This is a genomic window from Lachnoclostridium sp. An138 (genome assembly GCF_002160765.1).
Lineage (GTDB): Bacteria > Bacillota > Clostridia > Lachnospirales > Lachnospiraceae > Laedolimicola > Laedolimicola faecalis.
The window spans coordinates 1-12,157 of record NZ_NFLF01000030.1 but is presented as its reverse complement, the minus strand read 5'-3'; the positions used below and the strand labels follow the sequence as shown (position 1 = coordinate 12,157).

Sequence of the window (12,157 nt, the reverse complement as noted above, 5' to 3'; positions counted from 1 at the left end):
CCTGCCCCTTTCTCCGTTGTTATTATCATTACTATTATTTTACACCAAATTTTTCAATCACCTCTCCCCACATTTAACGCAAAAACAGAGCCAGATTTCCACTACTCTAAGCAGGTTCTGGCTCTGCGTCTTGCGTCCGGCTCTATAATATTTATTTTCCCCTGATATGCCGCCGGGTTCGGGTGTTGGCGCACCGTTCCACGGCTCATAAAAGGTTATTTTCTGCAGATAAACTGGATCACGTTCAATATCAGGCTGGCTATTGCGGCCATCATCCAGGCATTCCTCTGTCTCTTTATCTGTGAAATAACATCAGTTGCAAACATTTATCTTCCTCTTTCTATAAACGTCAATTAATTCTAAAACCTTTCCGGCGATCTCACTTGTACTCTGATCCGCCAACTCCAAGGCCTCTTTCCTCCACTTCCGATATTGTTCATCTGTCAGCTTTTTCACATACACAACAGTCTCTGCAATGCTCAAAACAAATTCTTTATATTCCGCCATAATATCTTTTCTCCCTTGTCATTTGTTTGTACTTCTCATCCGACATCATTTTGACACCCAAAAGAGGAACCATATTGCCCTCTCCATCTTTCTCAAATCCTATAATCGGGAAGCGCAGTGGCTTAGAGCTTCCTTTCGGAGCCAGGCCCACGACCTCCGCAACGCTGGGACAATACATTTCCATAAACTGAACGCCGTTTTCTTCAATGAGATTAAAGTTCATCATGCCTTCGCACCTCCCTTCTGGTTTTTTCTTCTTCTCTCTACTCTCTTTCCTTGAATAAAGCCATAATTATACACCAGAGACAGTAAAAGCCAATCATTGCGGATGCAGCATAGCTCCCTCAACACATCCCCTTCAGGCGAATATCTATATATAGGCTGTTGATGCTCAATTATCCGAACCTCCTGCCTTGCCTTTCTTTGGCGTTTAAAATTATCAATTACATAAAATGTCTCTCTTGTGCTTTCCGGCAAAGATTTTTCAAATGATTCCAGAGTTTTATCATCTGCACTTAAAACAAATTCAGCCATTTCCAAATACTTGGGATATTCCTTATTATCCCTATTTAGCACAAGAGCATCTTCTTCCAGATCATAAAACAAAGATAACATTCCCAATGTTGCTCCATCTTCCCATAACTGCAAGAAATGTGCCGCTTGTTCACTTGTCAAATCAGATATACTACAAGAGAAAATCCTTAATTTCTCATTCACTTTTTCATATTTCATAATATTGACCTTTCCGCCGGAATCGTGCTACTGTGTAAATGGTTTTATTGTGTAGCTCCGGCTATGCCGCCCCTGCCAGTGTTGGCGCACTGGTAAGGGCATTTTCATTTTATTGGCATATAGTAATTGACTTTGCCGTGTCTCTGATACTCAAAGATTTCATTCAGCACCTCCAATGCCCGCTCCTTTGTAGGATACTCTCCCAGAATCGGAGCACGCCGGACATTACTGGCAATAACTCCGCCTTCAGGCTCGGCCCGTGGCTCTACCCAGAGGCATCGGGGCTGTTCAATAATCATTGTTCTGTCCTGAATCATAATTTTCATTCCGCCTCGTTCCTCCTGTTCTGCTCAGATACGCCAGCCATTCTCCGCTGTACTGCCCGGGCATTTTGCACAGCCACCGGATCATACTTTGCCACACGACCATCAATGAGCAGCCGCGGCTTCCCCTCATCAGCATCCACACAGCCCGCCAAAACCTCCAGATTATCTGAAATGCTCTCCAGGGTTGCATTCATACAGGACAGCTCCTGTATCAGCTCGTCCAGCTTTTCTAAAAGTTTCTCGTCCATAAAAACCTCCCTTCCGTCCGCAGATAGTGCGGCGCTTATATAACCTCTTTGTTGTCCAGCCATTCTCTCTGCCAGCGGAACGCTTCTTCCAGGCTTTCCGGTTCGTGGTCATTCTCACGAATGTAATTTTCCACTGCGCCTTCTTCTGCAAGCCTTTGCCATTCCTCATCTGACATCCATGTAATCCCCAGAAGCGGGACGTCAGTTCCCAACTTCTGAGAATGCACCGTTCCGATTACTTCGCAATTCTCAAACATTTTTCTTTCCCTCCTGTAAATTTAAGATAAAACCTCAAGAATTTTTTCCGCTTACTCGGGGATAGCTCTTATATATGCTGAAAGAATCCCCCAGTACGGTGTAAACCCTTATAAATACTGGCTTTATCGTACTCGTTGACATCCCCTAGTACGAACAATTCGTTCTATCGTACTCGTTGATGATCCTCTATTACGCTAAACCCCTATAAATTAAAGGTTTTTAACGTACTCGTTGATTTTCTCGGGGGCTTTAAGAGACATAAAATATTTTTTAGGATTAAATCCTACAGACCAAACATGTGTTAAATTGTCTTTTTTAAGAACCGCCTTTGCATTCTTTAAAGCGTTTTCGCTAATTCCGTTTGCAACGGCTAATCCATCTAACTCAGGAATCTCTATCTGCTTCCGCTCTCTAAGTGTATCAATAATAAAATCCTTTGCATCTTCAACCACTGGCCTTATATTCCGTTCCCTCGCTTCAGCCTGAATAAATTCCCTATCTCTCTTGGTTGAATAACATTTAAAGGTCGGTACGCATTCATCGAGCGAAAATAAGACAGTATCACTCAGTTTCCCGTAATTTGATTTTTCCTGAGATATGTACCGGATACCTTCATCTGGTGTAGTTCCCACCATAAGAACAGATCTGGACGCATCCCAAATATCGGAGCTGTCTGCAATCCTCTTTCTTCCCCATACTCCTGACTGTTTATTTGCATGAGCGATAATAATTGACGTGACCTTGTACTGTTCACCATATCCAATCAATGGAGAAAAGCATTTTCTCATAGCATTCCTATCACCCATCTTCAAATTAGCCGGAACAAATGCCTGCAAAGGGTCAAACACAATAACACTCGGCCGATTCTCTTCGATAATCCCTTTCAATAAGTCACCGTTAAAATTCAGATCGACAAATCTTTCATCCTCTGGTGACAGAAAACTAATCCTGTCAAGATCTGCGCCATTGGCTTCAAGCCGGGCGCGAAGAACATATGACCAGGAATCTTCTGCCGACAGCACCAAAACATCCTCCGGAGGACTAGTAAATGGTACCTGTCCTCCCAGAAGAAACGAATTTCTTCCCGATGTGATACTTGCTACAATCTCACACCAGACAGATGTTTTTCCAGTTCCACCCTCACCAGCTATTGTGGTTATTCCGTATCTAGGAATATATTCCGGAATCAGCCATTCTGGATTTTTTATAATAACGTTACTTGCTTTTTCCAGGCTAAATTTCATCGGTTGTTTTGCTAACCTAAATTCACCTTTATCAAAGACTGCCTTATTGCCTACGCGTCGCTCTGCTTCAACCTCTGCAATAAGATCAATAGCTCTCTGTCGCTCTTCCGCTGTAAGTCCGTTTTCAGTTGTTCCACCTCTGGCTGTCTCGCTCGTACCGCCTCACCTTCTTTCTGCCTTTTCTCCCATTGTCTTTTAGATTCCTGCACATACCAAACAGAAACTTCCTTCATTTGAGCGTCATGCTTTGATTCATACTCGCCTACCCAAATTTCATAATGCTCCCGCGCCCGGGTACACCCTGCCGCTTCTAATGCTGATATGGCTTCTTCTGCAAAGTCTGGATATGATATTTCATATCCATATACCCGCCGGAAGAAATCTTTCGTCAATCTCATATCTGGCCGAATACTGTTCAGAAGCTCATCTTTACTTGGCAATACGTGCTTCCTTTCTTCGACCTTGTCCTGGGTTATTGAGATACTCAATCAGCTTCTCCTTATTTATCAAGAACCGGGAGCCAGCTCGTATATATGTTACCTCTCCTTGCAGACACAATTTTCTGAGATGGTCATAAGACAATCCTGTCTGCTCCGCGGCTTCCCGCAGGCCGAGCATTGTAGGAACGTGCGCCGTTTCTTCAGCAGATGCCCGCAAAGCAATCTCAAGCGCCGATAATTCCTGGCAGAGTATACGGTCCTGTCGCTCTACATCTGGGTCCCACGGACTGGACAGAAGAAGCTCAGAGCGCCGATGCGCCAGCTCTGTATACCGATTAATAAGCTGTGATTTATCCATGTTGTTCACTCCCTTCTACATTTTTCTGTTCAAGGTAACACATATACCTGTCAAGAACCGAATCTGTTGAGCCAGATTTATAGACTTTCCGGATGTCAATAATTTTTCTTGAAGTACCCTGCAATCGTCTCAACAGCTCCGATCTGCCATTTACGAAATCATAGGGACCTTTTCCTGCATACTCGATACGGTATTGCATAGTCACGCCTCCTCCAAAATATCAATTACATCGACTTTCAAAGAATCTGCCATACGACCAGCACACACTGTTGTCACTTCTCGACAATTTAATATGAAATTCATCCGTGATCTGCTTACACCATATCGCTTTGCAAGTTCTGTAACAGTCAGCTTTTCCCTTGCCATAGCCAGATCAATTTTTTCTTTGCTCAACCTCACTTTTTGTCCTCCTTTCGCAATCACATTTGTGGTTGATATTGACAGCTTACCACATTCGTGATAATATGTCAATAACAAACGTGGTTGTATTTACACATCATTCTAAAATTGGTAAAATGGGTACATGGAGGAGTTGCCCATGACAATCGCAGAAAAGTTATATAAATTAAGAAACAATACCGGATTATCCCAAAAAGAATTTGCCGATAAAATAGGGGCTTCACAATCAGCAGTGAATTATTGGGAGAACGGAAACCGTCAACCACGAGTAACACAAATCAAAAAAATTGCCAAGGCTTTTGATATCGCATTGTATATATTATTGGATGATAGTTATGAATTACCAGATATAACTTCTGACGCATGGAAAAATAGAGCTAGATTTCATAATGATACAGAAATAGAAACACCTCCAAAGCGTTTTACAATGCCAAGGGAAGACCGCACATATCAAGATGAACCAGAATTAAAGCTCCGAACTAATGACGGGGTATATGACTATGAACATCTGGACGAGTTGGAATACAATGGAATCATCCTTAAATTGGGAAGGGGTGTAGAATTAAGTCCACAAGAAATTAAATTTAAAGCCGCTTATGAGGAAAGAGAACTAAAAAAAATCGGTAATACCTTTGCTAAATTTTATACCCTACTGAATGAGCAAGGAAGAAAAAAAGCTGATGAACAAATTGCAAGAACGTTAGAAGCCATAGAACTTCTTACCAAAGTACCAGAGTACCAGAAGAATCCAAAAGACTAATTTTCATATAAGCAGAGGTGTGCAAATGAAAATAATAACAAAGTTACTGGATGCTTTGAGATTAGATTCAGCTGAAAAGTCGGAAAGTGGTCTTAAAATTTCATCACAAAATACTATGCCTGATGCACAAACAATCTACTTCAAAAACGGGAAAATATATGATGTATATCCTACTGACGAAACGAGTTGGTATGATGCCAAATATTTAATATCTGATGGTATTTTTTATGACTTGGAAGATAAGAAGTCTCTGGCAAGTATACCAGTCCCAAGCTTTAAGGAAAATAACCTTTTTGAAGGATATGGCATAACTGGCAGCCTAGAATATGTATTAAAAATGAAAGCTGCGAATTTGCGTAACAAGGGCAAAATTGAAGAATCAGATTGCATATACAAGCGATTGCACTTATTTATGAGTGCTTCTGATAATGGATACCAAGAAAAAGATTATCTAAATTACTCCAGAATACTATTGAGAGAAGGCCGCTTCGAAGAATTTGAAGCAGAAGAAAAAAGAATTAAAGAATATTTAAAAACTGTAAAAACATGTGGAGAAACTTTTGATTTTTACAATATAAAAGAACAGCTAATGCATAAGACACTATCCGATTGTAAACGTTTTGGTACAGACTACATAATGATGAGTGCGCACTGTGATTGCTGTGAAGAATGTAACAAATTACAGGGACGTGTATATAGCATATCCGGGAAAAGCAAAATATTTCCCAAATTGCCAGATAAAATACGAAAAACAGGTCAAGTACATGAGGGATGCCGCCATCATTTTTCGGCATATTTTTTTCATAATGATGGGGAGGACACTGTGTTCAACAAGATGGGAGAACATGTCGATGCTATAAAAGCAAGCCAACGCCCATTTGTCGATGACCGTTCTGAAGAAGAAAAACAAAATTATCTTGATTTTTTAAAAAGTCAAGAAGGCGAAAAGGTAAAAAAAGAAGATGAAATTGTATATTACCATTTAGTCAAAAAATTACCAGATATTGCTCCTAAATCTTTTAGTGCTTATAGAAGAATGAAAAATTCTCGTTCCAAAAACTTTTTGAAATTAGTAGAAGCAGCCAAGGAGTATGGAATCAACATAGACTTAGACTAATTCTTTTCATAAAGAATGGGCGGTCACTCAACGCAATAATGCGTTCAGCAGGAAGCTTATACAGGGCGGCCCTCCGCACTATGACAATATAATATGCTTACCAAGGGGGTCGATGGGGCGACTACACCAGCAACCGGAATACAAAAGAAGGGAGCTGGTGCTGATGATTACAGTCTCGGAGCTATTCCAATTTGTAACCATGCTTTGCGCAGTGATAACTCTTGTTATTTACATATCACGCAAAAAGTAGCGCCCTCGTCCTGGTAAGATAAGGCGCTACTTTTGTAAAACCACATTTACCGGCGGCTAGGTGTACTCTAGTCATCGGCTCTCTTGTTAAGTATATTATATGTCATCCTGGCCTGTTTGTCAAATTCAATCGGGAAGCTGTTGCGACGTCGCAACGGCAGCAGGCCCCATATCGAAAGAAGGGATATACATGGCAAGCATCCGGAAAAGAGGAGCATCATACCAAATCACCGTGAGTAACGGCCGGCGGCCTGACGGCAGCCAGATTTTAGAGACCAAAACTTACACGCCAGAGCCGGGAATGACACAGCGGCAGATTGAAAAAGCTGTAGAAGAATGTGCGCTTGACTTTGAGCGGGCCGTAAAAGCCGGTAAATCCATAAAAGGTGAACGCCTGACCCTGCTGCAGCTGGCAAATCAGTTTCTTGATGATATGGAGCCTGCCGGAGATCCGGAAAACGATGCTATGGCTCTCACTACCTGGTCTGCATACAGAAGCAGTCTCAGGCAGCGCATCATTCCAAGGCTCGGACATCTGAAAATCGCAAATATCACGCCCAAGACGCTGAAGGACTACAGCAAGGAGCTACGCCAGGACGGGAGCCGGATGGACGGAAAGCCCGGCGGCCTTGCCGAGTCTTCCATTACGAAAGACTGTGCCATCATAAGCTCTCTGTTGTCTTATGCCGTAGGGGAGGGCCTGCTGCCAATCAATCCTATTATCTATTCTGGCAAGCAGAAACGAAGCAAGAAGGCTCCGAAAGAGTATAAAGTGGATTATCTTACCCTGGAGCAGGTGCAGTGGCTTCTGTGGGCCCTGGACAGCCCTATTCAACTAAAGCACAAGGCGCACGACCGCGTCCACAAAAACGGAAAGACATACCATGTTCCAGAGTATACCACGACATGGCAGCTCTCCCTTATGTGGCGGGCCTACTTTTACCTTGCTCTTTTTGCTGGCGACCGCCGCGGGGAGAACATTTCTCTTACCTGGGAAGACATTGATCTGGATACCGGAACCGTCAATATATCAAAATCCACGGCATACGCAGAACGGCAGATCGTCCATAAGAGCACAAAGACCAATCGCTCCCGGATGCCTGTTGTTCCTCCTATTGTCACCAATGTGCTCCGGCAATGGAAGAATGAGCAGAAGCAGAGATGCCTGGAGCAGGGAAGCTACTGGAAAGGATACCGCGGAAAACAGTTCGACAAGAACTATATTTTCATCCAGGAGGATGGAAAGCAGGTGCATCCCTCCACTCCTTACCACCAGTTCAAGCGAATCATCCAGATTTATAACCAGAACGTGGCTCAGGACGAGGAACACCAGATCCCGCCCAGCACGACCCCGCATGATCTCCGGCACACGGCAGCCTCCATCCTGATATCAAACAATATGGATCCGCGCTCTGTGGCTGGTGTGCTCGGACATTCCAACGCCACGACGACACTGAACATCTATTCCTACTTCTTCAAGACCAAGAACCAGGAAGCGGCTGATATCATGGCCGGCGCTCTTTGTCCGGATGGCGCGACTTCCAGGGCTTCCGGCATTGACTAACCTTTTGACTAACATTTGACTAACAAAATTTCAAAAAGCTGTAGAAAATCAGAGAAAGCGAAGTCTGAAAAGCACAAACAAATCCCGTAAAACCGGGCATTCGACAAAATGATGTATCGTAAAAAATTCACTTTTCTTTTCTCGTAATGAAGGGGTCGAGAGTTCAAGTCTCTTTTCCAGCTTTCCGAAAAAGTCCTTGATTTTCAAGGGCTTTTTTGTTTTTTGAATAAAGAATGGAGTATTGAAAAACGATTAAGAATTCCAGAGATTTCTGCTGAGGGGAAAGGCCAGGGTAAAACTGGAATTTTTTTGCTGCACTTAGAATATCCTCAGTTGACAAGGCCACACACGGTCAGGACAGGGACCCATCTGTTTGAAGTAAATGTGCATAGAAAAACCAGAAAACCGAGAGGTCTTATTAAAGTACAGCACCATTCCCCTCTCCTGAAACACTGCTGTCAGAGATGTTTTTAACTGGCCTGGTCATTTTTATTAAAACTGACTATTTTATTCATACCATTTCAGGTGTACAGTATAGCTGACATCCGGACTGCGTTCCTGCCAGCCTGCCAGACCTGGTGCGCGCCGGAGACTACGAGGAGGCTGATAATTATGAAAGACAATCTGAAAAAACATATCACTGCTGCTCTGTTTGCAGCTCTTACCTTCGCAGCCACCATGGCTGTCCGAATCCCCACTCCCGGAACCAGCGGATATATTCATCCCGGGGACGCCCTGGTCATTCTGTCCGGCGTGATTCTAGGCCCTTCTTCCGGTTTTCTGGCCGCAGGGATCGGTTCTGCGCTGGCGGACCTGCTGGGCGGATATTTTGTGTATGTGCCAGTTACCTTCGTCATCAAGGGGCTGATTGCTCTGCTGTGCGGGCTGATTTACCAAAAAGCCGGGAAAATATCCAGATTCCGTTATCCTGCAGTGGCGGCAGGTGGCCTCGTGGATATTCTTCTGGTGGCTGGAGGCTATTTTCTGTGCGAGTCCTTTCTGTACGGGCCAGCCGGCGCGCTTGCCAGCGTCCCTGCCAATCTGATTCAGGGCGTCAGCGGCCTGATGATCTCTCTGATCCTTTATCCGGTGCTGATGGCTGTCCCCGAAGTCAGACAGCTGACACTGACACATCGGTCCCTGTGAACGGTCTCAGTTTGGATATTTGCAGATTTTTCCCGGATTTTGCAGGCTTTTCAAGCCTTTTCTGCAGTTTAGAAATATTTTAGACTTCCTCAATTTTTTATTAAGAGTCCAGACACATATTAGTCACAACCGTACTGTATGATAATACCATCAGATAAAACAAAAGGGGCTGCCGGTGCTGCTTCGGTGCCGACCAGCTTCGACTAAAAACAACGGGGCTCCTCCCGATTACATACATGGGCAGAGACAGCTGATTTTTACAGCGTCGCTGCTCTTTTTGATCTGACCCGTATGGACTCATGTTCAAAAATTTTTCCCGACAGATATTTTCCACTTATAAAAAAATCAATCCAAGACATACTAAATCTGTATCTCATAGTCTGCCGACGCAGACCGCAAAAAAGGAGGAAATTATCATGATGACAAACAAAAATGAATGCATTGCCTGTACAGTCAGTAACTGCGCGTATCACGCGCAGAAAGAGAACTACTGCACCCTGAACAAGATCCAGGTCGGGACCCACGAGATGAACCCGACAAAGGCAGAATGTACCGACTGCCAGTCCTTTGTCAACAAGGCCGGAAGTCCTTTATAACGTAAATTGAAAAAAGCTCCCTGCAGGAATCTCTGTTCTCACAGCAAATTCCGTCAGAGAGCCTTTTTCACGGGACAGCGCCGGTGTACAAGGGGGCAATACGCCTCCGGAACACCGACGCTGCTTTTACCGCTTTACCACAGCGCGCTGTATCTGGGATTTTCCGGATCGTTTCCGGTTCCGTTAAATATCAGCACCAGATTCTGATTTTCTTCCTGATTCTCCGCCAGATCCTCATCCACCGCAAAGACCATGGTGTAGGTCTGGCTGTCTCCCGCCTCCATATGACGCCAGAAATACTGCGGATCGTTCATGGTGTCTGCCGTCTGATTCAGATAAAAACATCTGCCGTCCATCTGAAGGTCATAGTCTTCACTGGGAACTGCGGCATAACGCTCCGGAGCCGGCACCAGCCGGCCGTCTTCATTTTCCTCCAGGCGGACCAGCACCGCGTCAAAGGGCGTTCCGTCCCATTCCGGGTCGTAAGCCTTCTCCTGGCGTACCGTCGCCGTTACAGCCAGGAACTTCACTCCCATCTCTTTCTCCTCCACGATTTGCGCGTTTTCATCCAGTGTGGAACGCAGATAAGGCTTATGGGTGCCGTCCTCATTCAGCCAGGCTTCCAGCTCTTCCCTGTCGCAGACTCCCTCCGGATTATACCCGGGCACCTCATAGAGGCTGTCGTAAAAGGCCGCTTCTTCCACCGTGTAGCTGGCGCCTGTGAGATATAGCGCATCCAGAGTCTCTCCCACAGCTGTAATATCTTCCGGCGCCACGCCGCGGTCTACCGCAGCCTCCCAGGCTTCCTGAGCCTCTTTCTCAAGCCGCGCTTCCTCCGTCTTCTCTTCCTCTGTCATATAGGCCAGTTCCGGATTTTCCGTCACCGTAATCGTCAGGCCCTCAGCCACCTTCGCAAGCTCATCCATGGAGACTGCATAGTCTCCCCACACCCAGAGCACATAGCCATCTTCGGGATTAAACAGATAAATGTCCTTTGACTTCCGGTGTTTTTCCGCATCCTGATAGGTAATCAGATGGGCCTCCATACCCTGAATCGTGGTTTTTTCCACCTTCTCCACTCCGGTAAAGTCCATTGTCCGGCAGTAATAATCAATATCTGCCATATTCATGGCCCAGACAGTGATATTCCTTCCATCCTCCTTCCCGGAACCATATTTGCCTCCGTCTGCCACTGTCATATCTTCCGGCAGATACTCCGGAACCGCCGTCACCTCCACCGGCTTCAGCTCATAATTGACCTCAAAGGTATAGCTGGCAGTGCTGTCGGTTTCTTCCACCTGCTTGGTAAAATGGCCGACCGCCGCCGCGACGCCCAGACCGCAGATCAGAATCATGGCAGCCGCCAGCACAACTGCCGCAGAGGGTTTCCATACACGTCTGGGACAGGAAATTTTTTTCCGTCCGTCCTGCGCCGCTCTGTTTCGGGCCCGCACAATATCATAGGCTGCCTCTATCTTCCGCTGTGTCTCTTCCGGAATCACAAGATCCTGATTCAAAATTCTGTTTTCGTTTTTACGCATCTGTCTTCCTCCTCTCTATACCACCAGTGGGAAAAAGCTTTTCTTGATCTTCTCCCTTCCCCGCTGAAGTCTGGCTTTCACCGTGGCCTCTTTCCAGTGCAGCAGCTCTCCTATTTCCCTGGTTCGAAATCCCCACACATAGAACAAAATCATCAGTCTCCTGTCCTCTTCGTTTAAGGGCTCCAGATATTCCAGGAATGCCCTGTTATCCTCCTCCTCACTGCTGCCTCTCAGGTCCGCGTTTCTTTCCAGCATCTCCGGCCCGGCCGCCGGCCCGTATTTCTGATTCTGTTTTCTTATATTGCTGCAGTTATTGAGCAGAATCCTTACCAGCCAGGTGCCGAAATACCGTGGTTCCTTTAAAGCATCCAGATGCTCAAAGCAGTCAAGAATCGTCTCTGATATGGCGTCCGCCACATCCTCTTCCCGCATAAGCCAGGCCTTTGCCGTTTTATACATGGACTGTTTATACCCTTCCATCAGTTCCACAAATGCGTCCGCGTCTCCGTTTCTGGCCCGGAAAATAAGTTTTTCTGTTTTGTCCCGTTCCATCCTGAACCTCCTCGTATAATAAGTTTGTAAGCAAGAAAAACAGCTTACAGACTTATTCTTTTTTGGTATAGATGGTAAGGACTTCTAAGAGGTACTCCCCTCATCCTGATTCCCATCTAT

The 12,157-nt window shown here is 45.2% G+C and carries 18 protein-coding genes; 5 read left to right on the top strand and 13 right to left on the bottom strand.

The window, feature by feature from the left end; genetic code table 11:
* Positions 1-312 precede the first annotated feature (312 nt).
* From B5E82_RS16515 to B5E82_RS16465, 11 genes are all read right to left on the bottom strand, one after another.
* Positions 313-507 carry a hypothetical protein gene (locus B5E82_RS16515; RefSeq protein ID WP_087308632.1) on the bottom strand — a complete coding sequence of 65 codons (195 nt, stop codon included), beginning with the start codon at positions 505-507 and terminating at the stop codon, positions 313-315.
* Entirely contained in the window at positions 494-733 is a 240-nt protein-coding gene (locus B5E82_RS16510; protein WP_087308631.1) for a hypothetical protein, read from the bottom strand. The genes B5E82_RS16515 and B5E82_RS16510 overlap by 14 nt, the downstream gene beginning before the upstream one ends.
* On the bottom strand, positions 730-1,239 hold the full coding sequence (locus B5E82_RS16505) for a hypothetical protein (RefSeq protein ID WP_087308630.1): 510 nt from the start codon (positions 1,237-1,239) through the stop codon (positions 730-732). The genes B5E82_RS16510 and B5E82_RS16505 overlap by 4 nt, the downstream gene beginning before the upstream one ends.
* Positions 1,240-1,343: 104 nt before the next feature.
* Positions 1,344-1,565: a hypothetical protein gene (locus tag B5E82_RS16500; protein ID WP_087308629.1), complete on the bottom strand. Its 222-nt coding sequence runs from the start codon at positions 1,563-1,565 to the stop codon at positions 1,344-1,346.
* The gene (locus B5E82_RS16495) at positions 1,562-1,813 is read right to left on the bottom strand and encodes a hypothetical protein (protein ID WP_087308628.1); all 252 of its coding nucleotides are present in this window, start codon (positions 1,811-1,813) and stop codon (positions 1,562-1,564) included. Before B5E82_RS16495 ends, B5E82_RS16500 begins: the two co-directional genes overlap by 4 nt.
* Before the next feature lie 35 nt (positions 1,814-1,848).
* The gene (locus tag B5E82_RS16490; RefSeq protein WP_087308627.1) at positions 1,849-2,070 is read right to left on the bottom strand and encodes a hypothetical protein; all 222 of its coding nucleotides are present in this window, start codon (positions 2,068-2,070) and stop codon (positions 1,849-1,851) included.
* 210 nt (positions 2,071-2,280) lie between these two features.
* On the bottom strand, positions 2,281-3,315 hold the full coding sequence (locus B5E82_RS16485) for an AAA family ATPase (RefSeq protein WP_087308626.1): 1,035 nt from the start codon (positions 3,313-3,315) through the stop codon (positions 2,281-2,283).
* Between the two features lie 50 nt (positions 3,316-3,365).
* Entirely contained in the window at positions 3,366-3,755 is a 390-nt protein-coding gene (locus tag B5E82_RS16480; protein ID WP_087308625.1) for a hypothetical protein, read from the bottom strand.
* A complete protein-coding gene (locus tag B5E82_RS18595) occupies positions 3,745-4,113 on the bottom strand; it encodes an excisionase family DNA-binding protein (protein ID WP_242966358.1) in 369 nt (122 codons plus the stop codon). Before B5E82_RS18595 ends, B5E82_RS16480 begins: the two co-directional genes overlap by 11 nt.
* The gene (locus B5E82_RS16470) at positions 4,106-4,312 is read right to left on the bottom strand and encodes a hypothetical protein (protein WP_087308624.1); all 207 of its coding nucleotides are present in this window, start codon (positions 4,310-4,312) and stop codon (positions 4,106-4,108) included. Before B5E82_RS16470 ends, B5E82_RS18595 begins: the two co-directional genes overlap by 8 nt.
* 2 nt (positions 4,313-4,314) lie before the next feature.
* Complete coding sequence (locus B5E82_RS16465; protein WP_087308623.1) at positions 4,315-4,512, bottom strand: helix-turn-helix domain-containing protein; 198 nt, start codon at positions 4,510-4,512, stop codon at positions 4,315-4,317.
* A 139-nt stretch (positions 4,513-4,651) separates the two neighbouring features.
* On the opposite strand from B5E82_RS16465, the gene B5E82_RS16460 reads away from it, so the two are divergent.
* The 5 genes from B5E82_RS16460 to B5E82_RS16440 all read left to right on the top strand — a co-directional run bounded on the left by B5E82_RS16460 (position 4,652) and on the right by B5E82_RS16440 (position 9,944).
* Positions 4,652-5,272 carry a helix-turn-helix domain-containing protein gene (locus B5E82_RS16460; protein ID WP_242966357.1) on the top strand — a complete coding sequence of 207 codons (621 nt, stop codon included), beginning with the start codon at positions 4,652-4,654 and terminating at the stop codon, positions 5,270-5,272.
* A 25-nt stretch (positions 5,273-5,297) separates the two neighbouring features.
* Positions 5,298-6,389 (top strand): phage minor capsid protein, encoded by a 1,092-nt coding sequence (locus B5E82_RS16455; RefSeq protein ID WP_087308621.1) that lies wholly within the window; start codon positions 5,298-5,300, stop codon positions 6,387-6,389.
* Between the two features lie 439 nt (positions 6,390-6,828).
* Entirely contained in the window at positions 6,829-8,202 is a 1,374-nt protein-coding gene (locus tag B5E82_RS16450) for a tyrosine-type recombinase/integrase (protein WP_087308620.1), read from the top strand.
* Positions 8,203-8,814: 612 nt separating this feature from the next.
* The gene (locus B5E82_RS16445; protein ID WP_087308619.1) at positions 8,815-9,348 is read left to right on the top strand and encodes an ECF transporter S component; all 534 of its coding nucleotides are present in this window, start codon (positions 8,815-8,817) and stop codon (positions 9,346-9,348) included.
* 416 nt (positions 9,349-9,764) lie between these two features.
* Entirely contained in the window at positions 9,765-9,944 is a 180-nt protein-coding gene (locus B5E82_RS16440; protein ID WP_330398412.1) for a DUF1540 domain-containing protein, read from the top strand.
* Between the two features lie 134 nt (positions 9,945-10,078).
* On the opposite strand, the gene B5E82_RS16435 is transcribed toward B5E82_RS16440, so the two are convergent.
* Positions 10,079-11,485: a DUF4367 domain-containing protein gene (locus B5E82_RS16435; RefSeq protein ID WP_087308618.1), complete on the bottom strand. Its 1,407-nt coding sequence runs from the start codon at positions 11,483-11,485 to the stop codon at positions 10,079-10,081.
* A gap of 15 nt (positions 11,486-11,500) precedes the next feature.
* The gene (locus tag B5E82_RS16430) at positions 11,501-12,037 is read right to left on the bottom strand and encodes an RNA polymerase sigma factor (RefSeq protein WP_087308617.1); all 537 of its coding nucleotides are present in this window, start codon (positions 12,035-12,037) and stop codon (positions 11,501-11,503) included.
* Positions 12,038-12,157: the final 120 nt, after the last annotated feature.